Origin of the sequence: Pseudomonas sp. xss_4 (assembly GCF_043104125.1) — a bacterium.
Taxonomy (GTDB): domain Bacteria; phylum Pseudomonadota; class Gammaproteobacteria; order Pseudomonadales; family Pseudomonadaceae; genus Aquipseudomonas; species Aquipseudomonas parafulva_B.
The window spans coordinates 132,266-153,872 of record NZ_JBICKJ010000015.1; the positions used below are offsets into that span (position 1 = coordinate 132,266).

The 21,607-nt window shown below is 61.5% G+C and carries 20 protein-coding genes and 2 pseudogenes; 8 read left to right on the forward strand and 14 right to left on the reverse strand.

Annotated features, from left to right (window positions below):
- Positions 1-131 precede the first annotated feature (131 nt).
- Positions 132-1,586 (forward strand): TrkH family potassium uptake protein, encoded by a 1,455-nt coding sequence (locus ACF8GB_RS01930; protein WP_058605590.1) that lies wholly within the window; start codon positions 132-134, stop codon positions 1,584-1,586.
- Here the strand turns inward: ACF8GB_RS01930 and ACF8GB_RS01935 are convergent.
- Positions 1,543-2,604, reverse strand: a complete 1,062-nt coding sequence (locus ACF8GB_RS01935; RefSeq protein ID WP_196121844.1) for an AraC family transcriptional regulator — start codon at positions 2,602-2,604, stop codon at positions 1,543-1,545. The genes ACF8GB_RS01930 and ACF8GB_RS01935 overlap by 44 nt on opposite strands.
- A 152-nt stretch (positions 2,605-2,756) precedes the next feature.
- Between ACF8GB_RS01935 and ACF8GB_RS01940 the strand changes: the two genes are divergently transcribed.
- Positions 2,757-3,068: a DUF962 domain-containing protein gene (locus ACF8GB_RS01940; protein ID WP_196121845.1), complete on the forward strand. Its 312-nt coding sequence runs from the start codon at positions 2,757-2,759 to the stop codon at positions 3,066-3,068.
- Positions 3,069-3,109: 41 nt separating this feature from the next.
- Here the strand turns inward: ACF8GB_RS01940 and ACF8GB_RS01945 are convergent, their stop codons facing one another.
- From ACF8GB_RS01945 to recQ, 3 genes are all read right to left on the reverse strand, one after another.
- Positions 3,110-3,391, reverse strand: coding sequence for a SelT/SelW/SelH family protein (locus tag ACF8GB_RS01945; protein ID WP_058637598.1), 282 nt, complete (start codon positions 3,389-3,391; stop codon positions 3,110-3,112).
- A 25-nt stretch (positions 3,392-3,416) separates the two neighbouring features.
- Positions 3,417-3,854, reverse strand: coding sequence for a MarR family transcriptional regulator (locus ACF8GB_RS01950; RefSeq protein ID WP_058605594.1), 438 nt, complete (start codon positions 3,852-3,854; stop codon positions 3,417-3,419).
- 151 nt (positions 3,855-4,005) lie between these two features.
- Positions 4,006-6,150, reverse strand: a complete 2,145-nt coding sequence (gene recQ / locus ACF8GB_RS01955; protein ID WP_392526478.1) for a DNA helicase RecQ — start codon at positions 6,148-6,150, stop codon at positions 4,006-4,008.
- A 241-nt stretch (positions 6,151-6,391) separates the two neighbouring features.
- Between recQ and ACF8GB_RS01960 the strand changes: the two genes are divergently transcribed.
- The 3 genes from ACF8GB_RS01960 (at position 6,392) to ACF8GB_RS01970 (ending at position 9,024) form a co-directional block, all read left to right on the forward strand.
- Entirely contained in the window at positions 6,392-6,979 is a 588-nt protein-coding gene (locus ACF8GB_RS01960) for a UPF0149 family protein (protein WP_027915890.1), read from the forward strand.
- Between the two features lie 7 nt (positions 6,980-6,986).
- The gene (locus ACF8GB_RS01965) at positions 6,987-7,352 is read left to right on the forward strand and encodes a YbaN family protein (protein ID WP_153010320.1); all 366 of its coding nucleotides are present in this window, start codon (positions 6,987-6,989) and stop codon (positions 7,350-7,352) included.
- 310 nt (positions 7,353-7,662) lie between these two features.
- Complete coding sequence (locus ACF8GB_RS01970) at positions 7,663-9,024, forward strand: TolC family outer membrane protein (RefSeq protein WP_058637595.1); 1,362 nt, start codon at positions 7,663-7,665, stop codon at positions 9,022-9,024.
- A gap of 17 nt (positions 9,025-9,041) precedes the next feature.
- Here ACF8GB_RS01970 and ACF8GB_RS01975 read toward each other — a convergent pair whose 3' ends face one another.
- The 6 genes and pseudogenes from ACF8GB_RS01975 to ACF8GB_RS02000 form a co-directional block, all read right to left on the reverse strand.
- A complete protein-coding gene (locus ACF8GB_RS01975; RefSeq protein ID WP_196125992.1) occupies positions 9,042-9,653 on the reverse strand; it encodes a tRNA-uridine aminocarboxypropyltransferase in 612 nt (203 codons plus the stop codon).
- A 90-nt stretch (positions 9,654-9,743) separates the two neighbouring features.
- Positions 9,744-10,718 (reverse strand): annotated as a pseudogene (locus ACF8GB_RS01980) (methyl-accepting chemotaxis protein); the annotation flags it as partial.
- A gap of 309 nt (positions 10,719-11,027) precedes the next feature.
- A pseudogene (locus ACF8GB_RS01985) lies at positions 11,028-11,309 on the reverse strand (PAS domain-containing protein); the annotation flags it as partial.
- A 348-nt stretch (positions 11,310-11,657) separates the two neighbouring features.
- On the reverse strand, positions 11,658-11,786 hold the full coding sequence (locus tag ACF8GB_RS01990) for a PA1414 family protein (protein WP_023533827.1): 129 nt from the start codon (positions 11,784-11,786) through the stop codon (positions 11,658-11,660).
- 190 nt (positions 11,787-11,976) lie between these two features.
- Positions 11,977-12,903 carry a DMT family transporter gene (locus tag ACF8GB_RS01995; protein WP_196185812.1) on the reverse strand — a complete coding sequence of 309 codons (927 nt, stop codon included), beginning with the start codon at positions 12,901-12,903 and terminating at the stop codon, positions 11,977-11,979.
- Positions 12,904-12,998: 95 nt separating this feature from the next.
- On the reverse strand, positions 12,999-13,406 hold the full coding sequence (locus ACF8GB_RS02000) for a transcriptional regulator (protein WP_392526479.1): 408 nt from the start codon (positions 13,404-13,406) through the stop codon (positions 12,999-13,001).
- 200 nt (positions 13,407-13,606) lie between these two features.
- On the opposite strand from ACF8GB_RS02000, the gene ACF8GB_RS02005 reads away from it, so the two are divergent.
- Entirely contained in the window at positions 13,607-13,879 is a 273-nt protein-coding gene (locus ACF8GB_RS02005) for a hypothetical protein (RefSeq protein ID WP_058637590.1), read from the forward strand.
- 59 nt (positions 13,880-13,938) lie between these two features.
- Here the strand turns inward: ACF8GB_RS02005 and ACF8GB_RS02010 are convergent, their stop codons facing one another.
- Positions 13,939-15,261 carry a DEAD/DEAH box helicase gene (locus tag ACF8GB_RS02010; RefSeq protein ID WP_058605602.1) on the reverse strand — a complete coding sequence of 441 codons (1,323 nt, stop codon included), beginning with the start codon at positions 15,259-15,261 and terminating at the stop codon, positions 13,939-13,941.
- Between the two features lie 140 nt (positions 15,262-15,401).
- Between ACF8GB_RS02010 and ACF8GB_RS02015 the strand changes: the two genes are divergently transcribed.
- Together ACF8GB_RS02015 and ACF8GB_RS02020 are read left to right on the forward strand one after the other, a co-directional pair.
- Positions 15,402-16,709 (forward strand): mechanosensitive ion channel family protein, encoded by a 1,308-nt coding sequence (locus ACF8GB_RS02015; RefSeq protein ID WP_392515604.1) that lies wholly within the window; start codon positions 15,402-15,404, stop codon positions 16,707-16,709.
- 111 nt (positions 16,710-16,820) lie between these two features.
- A complete protein-coding gene (locus ACF8GB_RS02020; protein ID WP_392526480.1) occupies positions 16,821-17,819 on the forward strand; it encodes a DUF2314 domain-containing protein in 999 nt (332 codons plus the stop codon).
- A gap of 128 nt (positions 17,820-17,947) precedes the next feature.
- On the opposite strand, the gene ACF8GB_RS02025 is transcribed toward ACF8GB_RS02020, so the two are convergent.
- The 3 genes from ACF8GB_RS02025 to rpsA form a co-directional block, all read right to left on the reverse strand.
- Positions 17,948-18,883, reverse strand: coding sequence for an AEC family transporter (locus ACF8GB_RS02025; protein WP_196121850.1), 936 nt, complete (start codon positions 18,881-18,883; stop codon positions 17,948-17,950).
- Position 18,884: 1 nt separating this feature from the next.
- A complete protein-coding gene (locus tag ACF8GB_RS02030) occupies positions 18,885-19,760 on the reverse strand; it encodes a carboxylate/amino acid/amine transporter (protein ID WP_058637583.1) in 876 nt (291 codons plus the stop codon).
- Positions 19,761-19,913: 153 nt separating this feature from the next.
- Positions 19,914-21,590, reverse strand: coding sequence for a 30S ribosomal protein S1 (gene rpsA / locus ACF8GB_RS02035; RefSeq protein ID WP_392526481.1), 1,677 nt, complete (start codon positions 21,588-21,590; stop codon positions 19,914-19,916).
- Between the last annotated feature and the right edge of the window lie 17 nt (positions 21,591-21,607).

Genomic DNA, 21,607 nt, shown 5'->3' on the forward strand with positions numbered 1-21,607 from the left:
TCAAGGGGCCGACGCCAGGCTGCAAGCACGACCTCATCCAGGGCCTGCAGCATGAAGATGCAGCTTGGCCTTGAGCCTTTGCGCCCCACAGGTAGAATGGCGCCCTTCCGTTTCGAGCCCGAGCAGAACACATGGCGTTGCCGACCCTAAGGATCATTGGTTTCATCATCGGCATCTTCCTCATCACGCTCGCCGTGGGCATGGCTGTCCCCATGGCCACCCTGGTGATCTTCGAACACACCCGCGACCTGCCGTCCTTTCTCTGGTCGAGCCTGATCACCTTCGTGGCGGGCCTGCTGCTGGTGGTGCCCGGCAGGCCCGAACACGTGCACCTGCGTCCACGCGACATGTACCTGCTGACGGTGTGCTCCTGGGTGGTGGTGTGCGTGTTCGCTGCCCTGCCCTTTCTGCTTACGCAGCACATCAGCTACACCGATGCGTTTTTCGAAAGCATGTCGGGCATCACCGCCACCGGCGCTACCGTACTCAGCGGCCTGGACAGCATGTCGCCCGGCATCCTGATGTGGCGCTCGATGCTGCACTGGCTGGGCGGTATTGGCTTCATCGCCATGGCGGTGGCCATTCTTCCCCTGCTGCGCATCGGTGGCATGAGGCTGTTCCAGACCGAATCCTCGGACCGCTCCGAGAAAGTGATGCCGCGCTCGCACATGGTCGCCAAGTCCATCGTCGGGGTCTATGTCGGCTTTTCCATCTTCGGTGCCCTGGCGTTCTGGTGGGCCGGCATGAGCCCGTTCGATGCGATCAACCATGCCATGTCGGCGATTTCCACCGGCGGTTTTTCAACTTCCGACCAGTCCCTGGCCAAGTGGGACATGCCCGCCGTGCACTGGGTGGCCGTGGTGGTGATGATCCTCGGCAGCCTGCCGTTCACCCTGTACGTGGCCACGTTGCGCGGCAACCGCGGGGCCCTGATCCGCGATCAACAGGTGCAGGGCTTGCTGGGCATGCTGGTGGCGACCTGGGTGATCCTGGGCACCTGGTACTGGTACACCACCAACCTGCACTGGCTCGATGCCTTGCGGCACGTCGCGCTGAACGTGACCTCGGTCGTGACCACCACAGGCTTTGCGTTGGGTGACTACAGTCTGTGGGGCAACTTTTCGTTGATGCTGTTCTTCTACCTGGGGTTCGTGGGCGGGTGTTCCGGTTCGACGGCCGGCGGTATCAAGATCTTCCGCTTCCAGGTGGCCTATATCCTGCTCAAGGCCAACCTCAACCAGTTGATTCACCCCCGGGCAGTAATCAAGCAGAAGTACAACGGGCACCGCCTCGACGAAGAAATCGTACGCTCGATCCTCACGTTTTCCTTCTTTTTCGCCATCACCATCTGCGTGATGGCGTTGCTGCTGTCATTGCTGGGGGTCGACTGGATGACCGCCCTGACCGGCGCGGCCGGGACGGTGTCCGGTGTGGGCCCGGGCCTTGGCGAAGTGATCGGGCCGTCGGGTAACTACGCCAAGCTGCCCGACGCCGCCAAGTGGATCCTGGCCGGCGGCATGCTGCTGGGCCGGCTGGAAATCATCACCGTGCTGGTGTTGTGCATGCCGGCTTTCTGGCGTCACTGACTCCGTCGATATCGGTGCCCAGGCGAGCCCGGTACTCGCTGGGCGTGACGCCAAACCAACGGCGAAAGGCCCGGTAAAAGTTGCTAGGGTCGGCAAAGCCAAGCAGGTAGGCGGTTTCCAGCAGGGTCATGTTGGGCTGGGCCAAGTACTGTTCGGCCAGTTCGCGTCGGGTATCGTCGAGCAACGCCTGGAAGCTGGTGCCCTCATCCTGCAACCGGCGCTGCAAGGTGCGCTGGGACAGGTGCAACGCCTGTGCCAGGGTTTCACGCTTGGGCTCGCCCTGGGGCAGGATGCGGCACAGCACCTGGCGCACCCGGTGGGTCACGCGGGTCTCCGAGAAGCGTGCCAGGTATTCACCGGCGAACCGGTCGTGCAATACGGCCATGGCTTCGTTGGCTGTGGGCAGTGGCGCCTCCATGTCAGCCCGCTCGAACACCAGGGCATCATGGGGCGCATTGAAGATCAGTGGGGAATGAAAGGCCACTTTGTAGGGTTCCAGGTTCTTGGGCGGCGGCCCCTGTATCAGCACCCGTCGCGGCTGGACCGGCCGGCCGCTGAGCCATTTGCACAGCGACAGGGCGCAGGCCAGCGACGCCTCGGCACTGTGCCGGGTGGGCGGCAGGTGGTCGCCGTGCACGGTCAGGATCAGCGAATAGCCTTCGGGGGTGAGGATGAAGCTCAAGTCAGAGCTCTCGGCGATGATGCGCTGATAGCGCACCAGCCGTGCGAAGCCTTCGGCCAGCGTGCGGCTGGACATCAGCGCGTAGCCCACCACATGAAAGGATGCCGGCCTGACCACGCGCGCCATGTTCAGGCCGATTGCTTCATTGCCTGATAGCTCCACCGCCAGTTGCCAGAGCCGGGTCATGGCGTCCTGCGGGAAGCGCGCATCCGGATCGTCGAGAGCAGTGAAATCCAGCCCCAGCTGCTTGAACATGGCCTGGCAATCGAGCCCTTCGAGCTCCAGCGCCTTGACGATTCCAGATGCCCAGCTGGCGGAGGTGGTTCTTTCGCTCATGGCACGCTTCTTATGCTGACCGCTCCTGCGGTGAACCCCAAGGATACTCAATTGGCGCCTATTGTCACTGGTACGCCTCGTCAGTGACTCTAGACTCGAATCAGGCTCCACGCCGTGTCTATCATTCCCAGTCAATCTTCCGGAGCAGTGTCATGGACCGCACAGCGCAATTCCGAACCTTCGCCGAGTTCTACCCCTACTACCTCGGTGAACACAGCAACCCCACGTGCCGCCGCCTGCACTTCGTGGGCACCAGCCTGGTCATTGCCCTGCTGGCCTACGCCATCGGCAGCGGCGAGTGGATGCTGCTGCTGGCGGTGCCCGTGGTCGGCTACGGCCTGGCCTGGGTAGGGCATTACTTTTTCGAGAAGAATCGGCCTGCGACCTTCACCTATCCCTTCTATAGCTTGCTAGGCGACTTCGCGATGTTCAGGGACGTGCTGCTGGGCAAGGTGCGCCTCTGACGCCAAGGCGCCGGCCTACAATATCGACACGGCCGGGGCGGTTAGCGGTCGTTGTGACCCAGGTCGCGCTGTGGATCGATCTGATCGCGTACGCGTTGCTTGAGCACTTTTGCTTCAGGGAAGCCGCCATCGGCTTTGCGCTCCCACACCTGCACGCCATCGCAGGTGATGCGAAAAACGCCGCCGGTACCCGGCTGCAAGGCCACCTGCCCCAGGTCCTGGCCAAACGTACTGAGTAGCTCCTGGGCCAGCCAGCCGGCACGCAGCAGCCACTGGCACTGGGTGCAATAGGTGATGACGACTTCAGGCTTTGGCTCGGTCATGGTGATGCGCCTCGCAAACGGTGGATCAGGGCTTTTCCAGGTTGCTCAGAATCTTGGCATGGACCCGCATGCAGACCTCAAGGTCCGCTTCATCGACGCCTGTGAAAAGCTCGATGCGTAGCTGATTGGCGATGGTCTCGATCTGCTCGATCAGGGGCTTGGCTGGGGGGCACAGCAGGATCTTCTTGGCCCGCCGGTCTTCGACAACGGCCTGGCGACGCACCAGCCCCTGCCCTTCGAGACTATCGAGCAACCGCGCCAGGGTCGGGCCCTCCACGCCGACGCTCTGCGCCAGTTCGCGTTGGGTGGGCGCTTCCTCGAACCGTGCCAGGTGCAGCAGCACCAGCCACCGCGCCTGTGACAGGTTGAGGCCGGCCAGACGGCGATCAAGCTCGGCGCGCCAACCACGGGACATCTGGGCAAGCTGCATGCCGAAGCGGTGTTGATTGTCAGTCAGGGGCATAAAGCGACTCGTCGAACAGTTCTAATTGTTAGGCAGCTAATCATGCGCAGCCCGACGAGGCAAGCCGTCGGGATGCGCTGCTGCAGGGTAAATGTGCGCTGGCGTGACACGGATCAGCAAACCGCTCGGGCCGAGCCGGTAGCGCGCACTGTCACAGCTCGAACTCAGCCGCCAAGGCGGCGCGCACGCAGTGCAGGACGCCGTCTGGCACACGCGATCCGAACAACGGCGCAATGGTGGAAACGGGTGGCAATTCGCCTTCACCGTCGAGGAAGGCATCCTGGATCTCCGACAGAAGATCTTCCGGCAGGTCCAGCGCCTGTTCGAGGTTAAGCTCCTGACGCCCCAAGGCCTCAGCCAGCAGGCTGTAGACGTTCTTTTCAGTGCAGTCGAGCTGACCGGCGATCTGCGCCGGCGTCATGCCGGCGCGGGCCAGGCTGACCAGTTCATGACGCAAGTCCAGTACCACCTTCGGCGCCTCGGGGGTGCCGCCGCTGCCATTGAGCACTTCCAGGAATGCCTGCCCGTAGCGTTCCAGCTTGCGGGCGCCGACACCGCTGACCTGCGCCATGTCGCTCAGGGTCACCGGCTGGCTGCGCAACATCTCGAGCAGGGTGGAGTCCGGGAAGATGACGTAAGGCGGGACACGATGCTCTTCGGCAAGCTTGCGGCGCAAGGTGCGCAGCGCTTCCCACAATTCGCGTTCTTCTGCACGCACCAACTGGCTCGCCGGGCTGCCGCCAGAAGACGAGGCCTTGGCTACGGTTTGCGGTTTCAGGTCACGGCGCAGTTGCAACGTGACTTCGCCGCGCAGCAGCGGGCGGCAGCTGTCCGACAGGCGCAGGCCGCCGTAGCCTTCCAGGTCGATGTCGACCAGGCCACGGGCTACCAGTTGGCGGAACAGCGAGCGCCAGTCGGCCTCGGCCAGCGCCTTGCCGACGCCGAACACCGACAGCTTGTCATGACCGAAATTAGTCACTTTCTCGGTGCTTTTGCCCAGCAGCACGTCCACCAGATGCCCCACGCCATAGCGCTGGCCGGTGCGAAACACTGCTGACAATGCCTGGCGGGCGGGCTCGGTGGCATCCCACGTCTGCACGTTGTCGACACAGTTGTCGCAGTGCCCGCAGGGTTGTTCCAGCGTCTCATCGAAGTACGCCAGCAAGGCCTGGCGTCGGCAGCGTGTCTCCTCGCACAAGGCAAGCATTGCGTCGAGCTTGTGCTGCTCGATGCGCTTGTGGCGCTCGTCACCCTCGGAGTTCTGCAGCATCTGCTTGAGCATGACCATGTCCTGCAAGCCGTACGCCATCCAGGCGTCCGAAGGCAGGCCGTCACGACCGGCACGACCGGTTTCCTGATAGTAGGCTTCCAGCGACTTTGGCAGGTCCAGGTGCGCGACGAAACGCACGTTGGGCTTGTCGATGCCCATGCCAAAGGCGATGGTCGCGACCATGATCAGCCCTTCTTCGTTGAGGAACCGATGCTGGTTGGCCGAGCGCGTCTCAGCCGGCAGGCCGGCGTGGTAAGGCAGCGCGGGGAAGCCCTGGTCGCAGAGAAACGCAGCGGTTTCGTCGACTTTCTTGCGCGACAGGCAATAGACGATGCCTGCGTTCCCACGGCGTTCGCCCAGAAACGCCATGAGCTGCTTGCGGGGCGCTTCCTTGGGGACGATGCGGTAGAAGATGTTCGGCCGGTCGAAGCTCGAGAGGAAGCGCTCGGCCCCCTGCAGGTGCAGGCGCTGGACGATTTCTTCCCGGGTACGCATGTCTGCGGTCGCGGTGAGCGCAATGCGTGGCACATGCGGGAACAGCTCGGCCAGTTGGCCCAGTTGCAAGTATTCGGGGCGAAAATCGTGGCCCCACTGGGACACGCAGTGGGCTTCGTCGATGGCGAACAGCGAAATGTCCAGGTCGCGCAGAAAATCGAGCATGCGCGGTTGCACCAGGCGCTCTGGCGCCAGGTAGAGCATCTTCACCTCGCCGCGGCGCAGGCGCCCAGCCAGTTCCCGTTGTTGCTCGGCATTGAGCGTGGAGTTCAGCGCAGCGGCCGATACACCCAGTTCATCGAGCGTGGCGACCTGGTCGTCCATCAGTGCGATCAACGGCGACACCACCACGGTCAGGCCTGGGCGCAGCAACCCCGGTATCTGGAAACACAGCGACTTGCCGCCACCTGTGGGCATCAGCACCAGGGCATCGCCACCATTGGCTACGCATTCGATGATCGCTGCCTGGCGCCCTCGGAAGCTGTCGTAGCCGAAGATGTCCTTGAGAACGCGCTGAGCCTGTTCGAGCATGTGCAACTCCAAAAACGCCGTACCACCCCGCTACAGGCTGGACGAAAAACCCGCGCCGCACACGCCGAATGCGTAAGCGGTTTTTGCCAAGGGCCCGACAACGGTGGGCCCTGGGCTGGAAACCGCCAAGTATACCGCACCCGCTCCCTGCACTGGCACCGTTGCGATGGGCGTGTCTTTGCCCCGCTGACGCTGCAAGGTGCTAGAATTCGGTATCGTTTATTCCCAAGGTAGCCCCGTAATGTCCTTCGCCGAGCAACTGACCCGCCTGCAAGCCTTCCTCGACGCCGACGAGCTGCACGAAGAAGCGCTGGACTATGTCGCCGCCCACGGCTACCTCACTGCCTTGTCGATCAACGCCGAAGAGGTGCCCGAGCGCGAATGGATCGACGCCTTGTTCGCCGAAGAACCGCACTACGCCAGCGAGGCCCAGCGCGTCGAGATCGAGGCCACGCTGGTTGCACTCAAAGGCCATATCGCGCGCCAGTTGGCCAGTGATGACGAGTTCGAGCTGCCCTGCGACCTGGATCTGGGCGATGACCCTGACGACTCCGACCTGCGCGGCTGGTGCATCGGCTTCATGGAAGGGGTCTTCCTGCGCGAGGAAGCCTGGTTCGAGAACGCCGAAGAGGAAGTGAGCGAAATGCTGCTGCCGATCATGGTCGGTTCGGGCCTGTTCGACGAGCAGCCTGAATTTGCCGACATCGCCAGCAACGCCAGCCTTCAGGACGACATGATCGTGCAGATTCCCGAGGCCCTGACCGCGCTGTTCCTGTTGTTGCATGCCCCGGAAGAGAAACCGGCCCTGCTCAAGCCCCGTCACCACTAAGCCGGGCATGCGCTACCTGCTGCTGGCCATCGGCTGGCTGAGCGTGGCGCTGGGCGTGGTTGGCATCTTCCTGCCGGTGCTGCCGACCACGCCGTTTCTCCTGCTGGCAGCGGCGTGTTTTGCCCGCAGCTCGCCACGCTTTCACGACTGGTTGGTCAACCACCCTCGCCTGGGGCCCTGGATCCGGGGCTACCTAGGCGGCGAGGGTATGCCCCTCAAAGCCAAGGCCTATGCCATAGGCCTGATGTGGTTGAGCATCGCCGTTTCCTGCTATCTGGTTCCGTTTCCCTGGGCACGGTTGTTCATGCTGGCCAGTGCGGTGGGTGTAACGTTCTACATTCTTCGGCAAAAAACCTACACACCGCCTAAGTGACAATAATTTGTCGCCAAATATCAATTTGGCCTACCCCACCATTCTTTTATCTAGATTCGTTCTGGAACTGCTTGCAGCCGCCACTTTGCGCCCCCTCGACAGCGCTTGATGGCATCTGAGTCAGCAGCTCCCCTTCTCAGCGTTAGACAATTAATGTCGAACATGGCACGTTGATATGAATAAATCTTCTTACTCATCTCAATGAATGTACTTAGCTGTGGGCTTAAAAACCTGCAACACTATACGGCATCGGAATATAGTCATTTTTTTGGCGATTTGTAGGAAAACCCAGGATCAGGGAGAGGTACCCATGCGTCTTTTGAACCCCATCACCAGTGCGTTGCTGTTGGCTCTGGCAAGTGCCCACGTGCAGGCGATGTCGATCACCGAAGCTGTCCAAAGCGCTGTGGACTACCACCCCCAGGTCAGCTCGAACCGCAACAGCAAGTTGTCTGCCGATGAAGATGTGAAGTTCGCCCGCGGCGGCTACTACCCATCCGTCGACCTGGTAGCGGGCTACGGTCGCCAGCGCTCGGACAACGCCAACACGCGTGGTACTGACGGACGACGTGGCAAGGAAACCCTCAACTATTCCCAGGCCGACCTGCGCCTGCGGCAGATGATCTTCGATGGCTTCAACACCTCCAGCGAAGTGGGCCGCACCCAAGCGGTCTCCACCTCCCGTGCGTACTACACCCAGGCAGTGGCTCAGGACGTTGCCTTGCGCGCCATCGAGGTGTACCTGGAAGTGCTCAAGCGCCGCGAACTGGTAAGCCTGGCCAAGAACAACCTGCAAGCCCACCTGCGGGTGAACGACCAGATCGGCCTGCGCAACGAACGGGGTGTCGGCAGTACAGCTGACCTGGACCAGTCCCGTGCTCGTCGCGCCCTGGCGGAGAACAACCTCGATACCGCCGAGGTGGACCTGGCCGATGCCGAAGCCAACTTCTTCAGTGTCGTGGGCCGTGTACCGGATGAGCTGGAAGATCCGCAAGCGGTCGCCGTGCAAATGCCAGCAACGCTGGAAGAAGCACGCGAAGGCATGCGCCAGAACAACCCTTACATCAAGTCGGCCCAGGCGGACGTGAACGCCGCCGAAGAGCAGTACAAGGTTGCCAAGTCGACCTTCTACCCGCGCTTTGATGCCATTCTGGCCACCGGTGCCAACAACAATACCGGCGGTGAAAAAGGCCACAGCAACAACGACTGGCAGGCAGGCGTTGAGATGAACTACAACCTGTTCCGCGGCGGCAGCGACAAGGCCCGCCTGAACTCCGACGCGCACAAGATCAACCAGGCCATGGACATTCGCAACAATGCACTGCGCGAGCTGACCGAAAACCTGAGCCTGGCCTGGAACGCCTTGAACAACGCCAGCAAGCAGCTGCCTACCGCGCGCGAGTACGCCGACACCACCAAACGGGTGCGCGCCGCCTACCAGGACCAGTTCGGTCTGGGCCAACGTACCCTGCTGGACGTGCTCGACAGTGAGAACGAGCTGTACAACGCGGACCGTCGCTACACCGAGGTGCGCTACACCGAAGCCTATTCCCGCTACCGGGTACTGGCCACCATGGGCGAGCTGTTGAGCAAGCAGCGCATCTCGCTACCGCCTGACGCCTACGCAGCCACCGAAGTGCGCACTGAAGCTCATCTGCCCGAGATGCGCTGACCAGACCGGGGCGTCGCTCAGGGCGCCCCTGTATCCTTGTGATGATTGCGCTCGTAGGTGCCGGCACCCATGGCTTGGATCTGCCCTTCGATCAGGGCCTCGAACGGCGCCAGCACCGCGTCGAAGCTGGCAGGGTACTCCAGCACGTTCAAGGCCTGCACCACCGCCTCGATGGTCGAAAGCGCGCCTGCCTCGGGCGCCTTGCGCAGACGATAGCGTGACGGCGTCACATTCCCCAAGGTGACCTTCGGCAGAGCCGCCAGCAGCGGATTGAGATACATCAGCTTGCGCGCCTTGCGCCAGGTACCGTCCGGCACGACCAGCAACAACGGTGTGTCGTCGGTCTGCGTGTAAGGCCCGAGCGCTTGCGCCCCCTCGCCCGGAAACAACACCACTGGCCGGTAACCCGGCATTGCCAGCCATCGGTCCAGGTCGTCGAATACCTCACCCACGTGCAGCTGCGCATTGATCAAGCCTAGCGCTGCCAGGCGAGCCGTGTTCAGCGCATGGGACGCTTCGCTTGGGTGCTGCAACAGCAACACGCGGGTCCTGCTGCCGATCGCAGGTATCAAGGCGCAGAGGCAATGGTCGAGGGGGCGCAGGCAGCGCTCGCAGCGGGGTCTGGACATGAGGTCTCCTTGGCCGCGCAGTGTGCCACAGAACCGCAGATCAACCGGCACGCCTTCAGCCCAAAGCGTGCCCCGCGCAGGTGTGGGCGATCAGCGATTGAAGCGCTCGGCCAGGCCGTAGAGATAGTCGGCCATGCGTTCGAGGTCCTGGCTGATCTGCGCGCCTTGCCGTGCCTGCCCAGCGCTTTGGTCGCACAACTGGGCGATGCGCGTGATCTGCTGGTTGATGTCTTCAGCCACATGGCTTTGCTGTTCGGAAGCAGCAGCCATCTGTTGGCTCATGCCTGTGATCCTGCTGACCGCCTGGGCGATGCCGACCAGCGCGTTCTGCACGGCCTCAACGCTTTGCCTGCTGTCGCGCGCGATGCGCTCGCCGTGGCCGGCGGAGCTCACTGCCCGCTCGGTGCCCGCGCGCAGGGTGGCGATGATCTGATGAATTTCCTCGGTCGAAGTGCGGGTGCGCTGGGCCAGCGAACGGACCTCGTCGGCCACCACGGCAAACCCCCGCCCCTGCTCTCCCGCACGGGCCGCTTCGATGGCAGCGTTAAGTGCCAGCAGGTTGGTCTGCTCGGCAATGGCTGTGATCACATCGACCACGCTGCCGATGGACTGGGTCTGCTGGGCGAGTGCGTTGACGGCCTGGCCAATATCACTGACCGCATCGCTCATGCTGTCCATCGCATGCAGGCTCTGCTGGGCCAGCTCACTGCCGCGCTGAGCCAATTGATCGGCGTCGCCGGCGGCATGGGCCGTGCTCTGGACGTTCTGCGTGACCTGCTGGATGGTTGCCGCCATCTCGGCGATGGCAGTGGCGGACTGATCCGTTTCACTGCGTTGACGGTCAAGCATCGAGGCCTGTGTGTCTGACAGTTTAGAGGATTGTGAAGCCCGGTCCTTTACCCCCACGCCTGCATCCTCAAGCCGGGTCAAGGCGGTTTGCAAGCGCGCTTCTTCACTCAGAATGGCCAGATCCATTTGCCCATGCAGCCCGGGGCTGGCGCTATAGGTCAGCGCCACCAGCGGGCTGGTGAAGGCCCTGGGGTGTGCAGCCAACGTGCGCTGTATGGCTTGGCTGTGCTGGCGCTCGATGACGTACCAGGCCAGCAGCAGGCTGGTCATCAATACCGCCAGTGCAGCGTAGGCCGGCAGGCTGGCGTAGGCGAACGCCGATAGCGCTCCGGCGGCGGCAAGCGGCCAGCCAGTCCCCAGGCGTTGGCCCACACGTGCTACCCACGGCAACGGCGCACGGTTACTGCGCAGGCGGGCATACAGGCGCTCGGCACGGGCGATCTGCGCGCGGCTGGGCACTGAACGCACTGACTCGTAACCACTGACGCGGCCTTGTTCGTAGATGGGTGTGACGTAGGCACTGACCCAGTAATAGTCACCGTTCTTTGCTCGGTTTTTGACGATACCCATCCAGGGCTTGCCCTGCTTGATGGTGTCCCACATATGGCCAAACACCGCGGCGGGCATGTCCGGATGACGTACCAAATTGTGGGGCTGACCTACCAGTTCGTCATAAGTGAAGCCACTGATGGCCACGAACGCTTCGTTGCAGTAGGTGATTCGGCTATCGAGATCGGTGGTCGAGATCAGGCGCTGGTCACCGGGGAAGGTTCTTTCATGCTCGGTGACGGGCAAGTTCGTGCGCATCTTCGGCGATCCTTGCAGGATGAAAATGGGAGAAAAGTAGGCGCAAAGTTGATATGTAGCAGAGCGCTTTCAAATAGGAGGCCGTAGCCGCAGGAAATTATTGCATCCTGACGAAATACATCAACGCAATGTTTACGCCAGTGTCGCAGCAGGCTGAAACAGGTCGCAAAGGGCGGGGATGAGTGGGCGAAAAGGGGATATCACTGAGGGAGAAGCAGGGCTCGATCAGTGCTGCCGAAGGCTGCTATGAACAGCCAGAGCCCTAGAGCGGGTGCGCCAAGGAACAAAAACGCCTAATTGGAACAAAGAAGCCGCTCTGCCCCGAAAGGTAGAGCGGCCTTTGCTCGCTCAGCGGCGGCGTGGCTGACGGGGGCGCTGCTTTTCATCAGTCGGGATGGGCACCGGCTGCAAGGGCGGCGGAATCAAACCCAAGGCAACCCCGAGGTCGTGGAGCCAGTTGTACAGTGCTTTATTCATAATGCCCCCTTTACGGGTAAGCCTATCGGCGAATCAGTTTGGCGTTGCCTTATACAGATCATAGCCGCATGTATGGGCTGACGCCTACGTCTGATCTTACACATGGGGGTGATTGTGACGCCGATCAAGCCGCTTGGGGGATTTCCTGGCACCGTCAATCGTTTCCCTATGTTACTGCTAGGTTCTGGCCTTACCCGACCCATTTGCGCAGTTGCTGCCGTACCCAGGGTTCGGCACTTACCAGAACCACGCCCACGAGCACCAGCACAGCGCCAAGCACGAAGTTCACGGTCAGCGGTTCGCCCAGGATCAACACTCCGAAGGTGACGCCGAACAGGGGCGTGATGAATGAAAACACAGCCAGGTTCGATGCCAGGTACTTGCGCAGCAGCCAGAACCAAGTCAGGTAACTGATGAACGAGACGATTACGCCTTGGAACAACACGCTCCCAATCGCCAGCGGCGTCATGACCACATCGCCGGCCTGCCCCGTGATCAGCCCAATAAGCAGTAAGCCGACAAAACCTACCGCTAGCTGATAGAACAGGGTAAGGGTTGCTGGTGCCTCGGAAAGCCGCGACCCCCTGACTACGACCGTGGTCGCGCCCCATGCCAAGCCGGCGAGTACCCCAAAGGCATCCCCCAGCAAGGTGCGCCCGTCCATCTCGGCCCATGAGGTCCCACCCACAAAGGCCAGTGCAATGCCCGCGAACGCCAGCAGTATGCCTAGCCATTGCAACAGTCTCAGCCGTTCGCTGGGCAGCATGAAATGAAGGCCAAGGGCGGTGAAGATGGGCGCTGTGTACAAGAACACCGACATGTGAGCGGCCGTGGTCAGCTTGAGTCCTTCGGCGATGAACAGAAACTCGAGTCCGAACAATCCGCCCGCCAACACACCTGCTCGCCAAGTCCCCCCTACCTGTTTCCAGTCGCCGCGCCACAGTATCATCAGCCCGACCAGCACCGCAGCGATGCAGTTGCGCAGGGTTGCCTGCATCACTGGGGCAATGTCCACGGCGGCCGTTTTGATCAGCACCTGCTGGCTGCCCCAGATCAGGCAAAGCACCACCATGACCTGAAACGCAAAGGCATCGGGGTTCTTGCGGGCCACGCTCATCGGCGGACCTCGAGACGGTGCAAAGGCATGCGCAGTGATTCACCTGAAAAAAGGGACACGGGATTATCAATTCACGCATGCCTCGCTGGCCAGCTTTAAATGGCACCACCGGCAATCTGCGCCTTGGACGAGACGTGTTCAAAGGTGCTTTCATCCAGCGCATCATCCTGATCATCCAGCACTTGCCGCGGGTGTTCGAAGCCTGGAATGCTGCTGTCGATCAGGCTCATCAGGCGCGACCCTCGCTCGGTCAGCACGAAGTTCTCGCCGTTACCACCCTCCTCTTCCGGGCGGCTTTGAATATAGCCTCGCTCCAGAAGCAGCTTCTCGTATTCGCAGGCTTGGGTTTTGAGGCGATCCAGGTCACCGACGGGTTCACCCTTGGCCGCCAGGTCAGCGGCATGCGCTTCGGCATAAGGGCGGGGTGTGAAGTTCTGCCCACTGCCGTTCTGCACTTCATGCAACAAGCGTTCGATCAGGTCCCAGTTGTAGATGGTACGCATGCGATTACCTCCTGGTGTGCGTCGAGGATGTACACAGGCTTGGGACCTTCCAAGTCCGCGCACGTTCCACGCAAATGGCCTGGAGGTCACGTGCTTTAGCTGCAATAAGCCACACCGAACCCTGGCCACTTATCCCTGATCGTGAACCAATCGGCTCGCCGCGCCTCAACCGTCCATCAACCACGCCGGAGGAGCAAAGGATGAAACCACTGCTGCGTATCACATGCCTGGTCACACTGTTCAGCGCGTTGCCCGCCTGGGCATGCACGCCCGAAGAAGCGACGCAAAAACGCGAGGAACTGGCTGGGCTGGTGGCTCAACTGACCGAACAGAACCCGACGAAGGCCAAGGAAATGAATGAGGAACTGCAAGGCATGCAGTTGGGCACCGCCAGCAAGGACTTGCCGGACAAGTGTCAGTTGATCGACACGCGTATCAAGGAATTGAAAGCGGCCGAAAAAAAGGCAGGATGACGCCAGGACGGTAACTGCCAGGGCGGCGCTGAGCGCTGCCCTGGCACAGGCACCGGGCCTTACTCGGCCGACGGCTTGCGCTTCTTCAACGGTGCGAGCCCATCGGAGCTGGTCAACGGTGCGTTGGCCCTTGGCTTGGCCGTAGGCTTGCGCTTGGCACTGGCCTTCTTGTCGCCACCTTTCTTGTCCGTCTTCTTCTTTTTGGTGCTGGCAGCTTTGCCAGACGCCTTGACTTTCTTGGGCCCGCTATAGGTGCCTTTGACTTCCTTGATGACCCGGCGCTCGAACTGCTGCTTGAGGTAGCGCTCGATGCTGGACATCAGGTTCCAGTCGTTATGGGTGATCAGCGAGATCGCCAGGCCTTCGCCCCCGGCGCGCCCGGTACGACCCACACGGTGCACGTATTCATCGCCGCTGCGTGGCATGTCGAAGTTGATGACCAAGTCCAGGCCGTCGATGTCCAGGCCGCGCGCGGCCACGTCGGTGGCGACCAGCACCTTGGAGCTGCCCTGCTTGAAGCGCTCGATGGCCAGCTTGCGGTCTTTCTGGTCCTTCTCGCCATGCAGCACGAATGCCTTGACGTCCTTGGCGACCAGGTGGCCATAGATACGGTCAGCCATGGCGCGGGTATTGGAGAAGATGATCGCCTTGTCGAAGGTTTCGTTGGCCAGCAGCCATTGCACGATCTGCTCTTTGTGCTGGTCATGGTCGGCCGTGATGATCTGCTGGCGGGTGCCCTCGGCCAGCTGCGATACGCTGTTGAGCATCAGGTGCTCAGGGTCTTTCAGGACCTTGCCGATCATGTCGCGCAACGCCGCGCCGCCGGTAGTGGCCGAGAACAGCAGGGTCTGCTCGCGGTTTTCGCATTCCTTGCACAGGCGTTCCATGTCCTCGGCAAAGCCCATGTCGAGCATGCGGTCGGCTTCGTCCAGAATCAGCACCTGGACGTGGGACAGGTCGAGGTTGCCGGCGTTGAGCTGCTCGAGCAAACGGCCCGGCGTGCCGATCAGCACGTCCGGCACCTTGCGCAGCATGGCGGCCTGTTCCTTGAAGTCTTCGCCGCCGGTCACAAGGCCCGACTTGATGTAAGTGAACTGCGAGAACAGCTGCACCTGCTTGAGGGTCTGCTGTGCCAGCTCACGGGTGGGCAGCAGGATCAGCGCGCGAATCTCCACACGGCGCTCGCGCAGATCGACCAGACGATTGAGCAGCGGCAGAACGAACGCCGCCGTCTTGCCACTGCCGGTCTGCGCGGTGACACGCAGGTCCCGCCCTTGCAGCGCCAGGGGAATGGCGGCGGCCTGCACCGGGGTAGGCTCGACGAAGTTAAGCTCGGCCACGGCTTTGAGCAGGCGTTCGTGCAAGGCGAATTGGGAGAACACGGAGGTAACCTCAGGCAAGTACGGAAATCAGCTGCATAGGGTAACGTTTTCTAGCGATTTAGCCGAATTTCTTTTGGCATGGGGCTGCCCATCCGCGTTCTAATAACGCCTCGTTTGGCAACAAGACTGTAAGCAAGCCCATGGACATCCAACGCTTCTGGCGCGACTCCCTCGACCTGTGGGGTACCCTCGACCAACACCCCATGCTGCACGCCGCCATCGGCCTGGCCGTACTGCTGGTGATATCGCTGATTCTAGGACGCCTGGCGCGCTTTCTGGTGCTGCACGGCGCTCGCCTGCTGGCACGCCAGCCTGCCCTGAAATGGCTCGACGACCTGCGGCACAACAAGGTTTTCCACCGCCTGGCGCAGACCACACCGTCGCTGGTCCTGCAGTTCGGGCTCAAGCTGGTGCCAGAGTTGTCCGACACCGCCCAGCACTTTCTGGGCAACCTGGCGTTGGCTTTCACGCTGCTGTTCATGACCATGGCCCTGTCGTGCCTGCTCGATGCCCTGCTCGACATCTATGCCCGCACCGAGCACGCCCGCACACGCTCCATCAAGGGCTATGTGCAACTGGCCAAGATGATGCTGTGGATCTTTGCGGCCATCGTTATCGTCGCCACCCTTATCGACCGTTCACCGTTGCTACTGCTGTCAGGCCTGGGCGCGATGTCAGCCGTGCTGCTGTTGGTGTACAAGGACACGCTCTTGTCATTCGTGGCCAGCGTGCAGCTGACCAGCAACGACATGCTGCACGTCGGCGACTGGATCGAAATGCCCCAGGTCGGCGCCGATGGCGATGTGGTGGACATTACCCTGCACACGGTCAAGGTGCAGAACTTCGACAAGACCATCGTCTCCATCCCCACCTGGCGCCTGATGAGCGAATCGTTCCGCAACTACCGTGGCATGCAGCAATCAGGCGGCCGGCGCATCAAGCGCAGCCTGTTCATCGACGCGGCCGGGGTCCGTTTCCTGACCCGTGAAGAGGAGCAGAGCCTGAGTCAGGTACGCCTGCTGGGTGACTACCTGGCCGGCAAACGTCAGGAGCTGCAAAGCTGGAACGAAGCCTTGGGGCCGGTGGCGGAACTCTCGGCCAACCGGCGCAAGCTGACCAACATCGGCACCTTCCGCGCCTTCGCACTGGCCTACCTGAGAAACCACCCGGACGTACACGCGAACATGACCTGCATGGTCCGCCAGATGCAGACCACGGCAGAAGGCGTGCCGCTGGAGATCTACTGCTTCACCACCACCACGGTGTGGGCCGAGTACGAGCGCATTCAGGGGGATATTTTCGATTACCTGCTGGCGGTGTTGCCGGAGTTTGGGTTGAGCTTGTATCAGCAGCCCAGTGGCAACGATATGCGCGTTGGCCTGGCCGGGCATGTTGCGCCCGTACAGGCGCCGATGTCGCGGCGGGTTGAGGAAATGAGCGAGGCTTGAGCAGGGAGGCTGAGCTCAAGGCTCGCAAGCCCCTCGAACCAGCCCCGTGCTCTTCGGTCTGATGACCCTGATACCCCTCGTCATCAACACGCACTCACACGGATGTACCCTATGACCGAGCAAATCATCTACCCGGCCGACGACAACAGCCCTGCCCTTCAAACCGCCATCGCCAATGCGCAGGCCACGTTCAAGTTTTTCTGGCGCGAGCTTTCCTGGGAGGCACGCCGGATTATCAAGGGCCTGGACATGGCCGCCGTGAAGATGGCTTTTCCGGTCCACGGTGATGATCCGGAACTGCCAACCGTGGAGAACATGTGGCTCAGCGAGGTGGCGTTCGACGGCGTCTCGATCAGCGGCATGCTGCTCAACGAACCGGAATGGGCCACGGGCTTCGATGCATCGCAGCGGGTGACGCTGCCGTTTTCGGCGCTCACCGACTGGATGTACGTGTCTGCCGGCGAGGTCTATGGAGGCTTCACCATCGATGCGATGCGCAGCGAGATGCCCGCAGCCGAACGTGCTGAACACGATGCGGCCTGGGGCCTGCAATTTGCTGAGCCCGGCTTCGTGGCGCTCGTACCGGCGCCCAAAGGGCAATCCCAGGTGTTGCTCTCGCGGGCTCTGGATACGCCGGCCGACGCACAAGCGCTCAAGCAGCTGGAAGAGGCTGACCATCCCATGGCCGTGAACATGGTGGCGCAGGTGCACGATGCACTGGTGCAACACCCTGCCATGGTCACCGATCCCGATGAGGGCGGTTGGTTGCTGCTGCACCGCGAGACGTTGGCGGGCAACTACCCGGTGGTGAGTGCTCTGCTTGAGCACGGGGCCGACACCTCGGCGCTCAACCCGTTGGGGCAAACGCCGTTGCAATTGGCCGAGCAGGCAGGATGGCCGCGACTGGTGCGACTGTTGCGCGGGGAAGAGGCACCGCTGGCAGCGCCGCAAGCCCCTGCCCAGCAGGCGCGATTCGCTGAACCTGACAAGGCGCAGACGCACACCCGGCCACACGCCCAGACGCAGCCACGGGAACACAGCCGGTCCCGCTGGGTGTTCGTGGCTGGCGTGGTAATCGTGGTGGTCATGATCTGGCTGCTGGCGCGCTAGCGGCCTGCCCGACGGTCCAGTAGCGATGTCGGTGAGGCGTTCTGGACCAGCGCCTCACCTCAGCGTTCTGGGCCCGGCCAGCGTCTTGCTGAACGCGACCCGAATCTGTAAACGTTTGAATCGCTCATTCACTGCGCATACCCCAATATGTACAGCAGCGCCGTCAAGGTGAGCAGCGAGACTACCGTTGACCAGAGAATGGTCCTGGATATCAACCCCGCATCCCGGTTGTAGTACTCCGCCAGCATGAACGGCCCAGTACCGGTGGGCAGCGCGGCCAGCAGCACGGCCGAGGCGGCCCACATCTCGGGCAGGTGAAACACCTTGTAGGCCAGCACCCACGTCAGCGCCGGCTGGCCGACCAATTTCAACACTACCAGCGGCCAGGGGCTGGCCTGTGCGCGCGGCTGTTTCTCTGCCAGAAATGCTCCGAGCGACACCAATGCACAGGGCGTGGTGGCCAATGCGAGCATGTCGAGCAAGTGCATCACCGGTTCGGCCAGCCCCAGCCCGGTCATGGCCCACGCTGCACCTGCCAGCGGCGCGACGACTAGCGGGTTCTTGGCCAGTGCCCTGAGCACCAGGCCCACGGCGCGGCCGACCTCGGGCTCATCCTGCAAGCCGATCTCGATCAACATCAGCGACAGAGCAAATACCAGGCAGACCACGATCAACGACGAAATCAGCGCTGGCTGCAAGCCAGGCTGACCGAACAGCAGCAGGCACAAGGGAATGCCGATGTAGCCGGTATTGGCGTAGCCGGCACTCAGCCCATCGATGCTCGACGCCACTAATCCATGGCCGCCACGCAGCCGCCACAGCAGGGTAATCGCAAACATCCCCAGCGCCCCGGCGCCAAATGCGGCGATGAACCCAGGGTGCCAGATTTCGGCCCAGGTGGCCGTGGCGGTGACCTTGAACAGCAAGGCCGGCAGGCACAACCAGACCACCATCTTGTTGATTTCGGCCGCCGCCTTGTCGCCCAATTTGTTGGTGCGGCGGCACAGGTAGCCGACGATGATCAAGGCGAAGATCGGTGCAACAATCACGAAAACGGTATGCATGTCAGGCTTTGCCGGGCATCGGAGCTTGTGCCCGTCCACTGAAACGGCTTAGCCATACAGATCCCAGAATAATGGCACCGCCTGCCAGAAGCCGTCCAAGCGGTTCATGCTGATTCCAGATCAGCAGGTTGAGCAGCAGCCCCACCGGCACGTGCAGGTTGTTCATGACGGCAAGTGTGCCACCCGATACCAGGCAAGCCCCCTTGTTCCACCAGTACAGGCCCAGCGCCGTGGGGCACAGCCCCAGAAACACCAAGACGCCCCATTGCACCGGGGTGCTGGGCAGGTGTGCGCTGTTGCCGAACAACACGAACGCCGGTAGGACCACCAACAGCGCCCCCAGGTAGAAATAGCCAAACCGTGCATAGTGCGGCAGGTCGCTGGGGAACCGGGCAACTAGATGCCGATACAACACTTGGCCCGCGGCATACGTGAAGTTGGCCAACTGCAGCAACAGGAAGCCCATGAAAAATTCGCCACTGATGCTGTCGAAGCGAATCACCGCAGCTCCGGCCACAGCCACCAGCGCTGCCACCAGCGCCCATGGGTTGAACCGCCGATTCATGGCGTCTTCGATCAGAGTCACGTGCAGCGGTGTAAGAATGGTGAACAGCAACACCTCGGGTACGCTGAGCACGCGAAAGCTCAAGTAAAGGCACACGTAGGTGATGCCGTACTGCAAGGCGCCTATCAGCAGCATCGAGCGCACAAAGCGCGGTTCTACTTGCCGCCATCGGGTCAACGGCAGAAAGACCAAGCCCGCCAGCACCACGCGGGCAAGCACGGCAAAATAACTGTCGACGTGACCGGCCAGATACTCGCCTATCAAGCTGAAAGAGAACGCCTGGATAAGCGCGACGATGATCAGATAGCCCATGGTTGTCTCTCGAAAATCAAGGTCGGGACCTTAGCGGGTTGAGGCAAGCGAGTTCAACCACGAAAAACGTAGGGTCACACCCCAAGCAGGCGCAGATAACGCCCATAAAAAAGGGCGACCCGAGGGTCGCCCTTTCTACCGATCAAACAGAACTCAGTTCTGCTTGGCCATTGCTTCGCGCAGCAGCGCAGCCATGGTGGTATCGGCAGCCGCTTCCGGAGCGTTTTTCAGGCTCTGGATGGCTTCACGCTCTTCAGCGTCGTCCTTGGACTTGATCGACAGGCTGATGACACGCGATTTGCGGTCAACGCTGATGATCTTGGCTTCGATCTCTTCGCCTTCCTTCAGAACGTTACGCGCGTCTTCAACGCGGTCACGGCTGATTTCGGAAGCTTTCAGAGTGGCTTCGATGTCGTCGGCCAGGGTGACGATGGCACCTTTGGCGTCAACATCTTTCACGATGCCCTTGACGATAGCGCCCTTGTCATTGACAGCAACGAAGTTGGAGAACGGATCGTCTTCCAGCTGCTTGATGCCCAGGGAGATGCGCTCGCGCTCTGGATCGACCGACAGGATGACGGTTTCCAGCTCGTCGCCCTTCTTGAAACGACGTACGGCTTCTTCGCCGGTTTCGTTCCAGGAGATGTCGGATAGGTGAACCAGACCGTCGATGCCGCCGTCCAGACCGATGAAGATACCGAAGTCGGTGATCGACTTGATGGTACCGGTGATCTTGTCACCCTTGTTGAACTGGCCGGAGAAGTCTTCCCATGGGTTGGACTTGCACTGCTTGATGCCCAGGGAGATACGACGACGCTCTTCGTCGATGTCCAGAACCATGACTTCCACTTCGTCGCCAACCTGAACGACTTTCGACGGGTGGATGTTCTTGTTGGTCCAGTCCATTTCAGAAACGTGTACCAGACCTTCAACGCCTTCTTCCAGCTCAGCGAAGCAGCCGTAGTCGGTCAGGTTGGTTACGCGAGCCTGTACGCGAGTACCTTCTGGGTAACGGGCAGTGATAGCTACCCACGGATCTTCGCCCATCTGCTTCAGACCCAGCGAAACGCGGTTGCGCTCGCGGTCGAACTTCAGAACGCGTACGTCGACTTCGTCGCCAACGTTAACGATTTCCGATGGGTGCTTGATACGCTTCCAAGCCATGTCGGTGATGTGCAGCAGGCCGTCGATACCGCCCAGGTCCACGAATGCGCCGTAGTCGGTGAGGTTCTTGACGATACCTTTGACTTGCTGGCCTTCCTGCAGGGTTTCCAGCAGGGCTTCGCGCTCGGCGGAGTTCTCGGCTTCCAGCACGCTGCGACGGGAAACGACAACGTTGTTGCGCTTCTGGTCGAGCTTGATGACCTTGAATTCCAGCTCTTTGCCTTCCAGGTGGGTGGTGTCGCGCACTGGGCGGACATCAACCAGGGAGCCCGGCAGGAACGCACGGATGCCGTTAACGTCGACAGTGAAGCCGCCCTTAACCTTACCGTTGATAACGCCCTTGACCACTTCTTCGGCGGCGAAAGCTGCTTCCAGAACAATCCAGCACTCGGCGCGCTTGGCTTTTTCACGGGACAGCTTGGTTTCGCCAAAGCCGTCTTCGACCGCGTCCAGCGCAACGTGCACTTCGTCACCGACCTTGATGGTCAGCTCGCCAGCTTCGTTGTAGAACTGCTCGAGCGGGATGACGCCCTCGGACTTCAGGCCAGCGTGTACGGTAACCCAGTCGCCGTCGATGTCGACAACGATACCGGTGATGATCGCACCCGGCTGAAGATTGAGGGTTTTCAGGCTTTCTTCAAAGAGTTCTGCAAAGCTTTCGCTCATTTTAATTCCTGTAGATT

What these genes read in the sequence shown, in the direction of transcription:
- ACF8GB_RS01970 (WP_058637595.1), top strand. Translation starts at nt 7,663, where the DNA reads ATGCGTCTTTTGAACCCCATCACCAGTGCGTTGCTGTTGGCTCTGGCA.
- ACF8GB_RS01990 (WP_023533827.1), bottom strand. Translation starts at nt 11,786, where the DNA reads ATGAATAAAGCACTGTACAACTGGCTCCACGACCTCGGGGTTGCCTTG.
- ACF8GB_RS02015 (WP_392515604.1), top strand. Translation starts at nt 15,402, where the DNA reads ATGGACATCCAACGCTTCTGGCGCGACTCCCTCGACCTGTGGGGTACC.
- ACF8GB_RS02005 (WP_058637590.1), top strand. Translation starts at nt 13,607, where the DNA reads ATGAAACCACTGCTGCGTATCACATGCCTGGTCACACTGTTCAGCGCG.
- ACF8GB_RS02000 (WP_392526479.1), bottom strand. Translation starts at nt 13,406, where the DNA reads ATGCGTACCATCTACAACTGGGACCTGATCGAACGCTTGTTGCATGAA.
- ACF8GB_RS01975 (WP_196125992.1), bottom strand. Translation starts at nt 9,653, where the DNA reads ATGTCCAGACCCCGCTGCGAGCGCTGCCTGCGCCCCCTCGACCATTGC.
- rpsA (WP_392526481.1), bottom strand. Translation starts at nt 21,590, where the DNA reads ATGAGCGAAAGCTTTGCAGAACTCTTTGAAGAAAGCCTGAAAACCCTC.
- ACF8GB_RS01935 (WP_196121844.1), bottom strand. Translation starts at nt 2,604, where the DNA reads ATGAGCGAAAGAACCACCTCCGCCAGCTGGGCATCTGGAATCGTCAAG.
- ACF8GB_RS01965 (WP_153010320.1), top strand. Translation starts at nt 6,987, where the DNA reads ATGCGCTACCTGCTGCTGGCCATCGGCTGGCTGAGCGTGGCGCTGGGC.
- ACF8GB_RS01960 (WP_027915890.1), top strand. Translation starts at nt 6,392, where the DNA reads ATGTCCTTCGCCGAGCAACTGACCCGCCTGCAAGCCTTCCTCGACGCC.
- ACF8GB_RS02020 (WP_392526480.1), top strand. Translation starts at nt 16,821, where the DNA reads ATGACCGAGCAAATCATCTACCCGGCCGACGACAACAGCCCTGCCCTT.
- ACF8GB_RS01930 (WP_058605590.1), top strand. Translation starts at nt 132, where the DNA reads ATGGCGTTGCCGACCCTAAGGATCATTGGTTTCATCATCGGCATCTTC.
- ACF8GB_RS01940 (WP_196121845.1), top strand. Translation starts at nt 2,757, where the DNA reads ATGGACCGCACAGCGCAATTCCGAACCTTCGCCGAGTTCTACCCCTAC.
- ACF8GB_RS01995 (WP_196185812.1), bottom strand. Translation starts at nt 12,903, where the DNA reads ATGAGCGTGGCCCGCAAGAACCCCGATGCCTTTGCGTTTCAGGTCATG.
- ACF8GB_RS01945 (WP_058637598.1), bottom strand. Translation starts at nt 3,391, where the DNA reads ATGACCGAGCCAAAGCCTGAAGTCGTCATCACCTATTGCACCCAGTGC.
- ACF8GB_RS02030 (WP_058637583.1), bottom strand. Translation starts at nt 19,760, where the DNA reads ATGGGCTATCTGATCATCGTCGCGCTTATCCAGGCGTTCTCTTTCAGC.
- ACF8GB_RS01950 (WP_058605594.1), bottom strand. Translation starts at nt 3,854, where the DNA reads ATGCCCCTGACTGACAATCAACACCGCTTCGGCATGCAGCTTGCCCAG.
- recQ (WP_392526478.1), bottom strand. Translation starts at nt 6,150, where the DNA reads ATGCTCGAACAGGCTCAGCGCGTTCTCAAGGACATCTTCGGCTACGAC.
- ACF8GB_RS02025 (WP_196121850.1), bottom strand. Translation starts at nt 18,883, where the DNA reads ATGCATACCGTTTTCGTGATTGTTGCACCGATCTTCGCCTTGATCATC.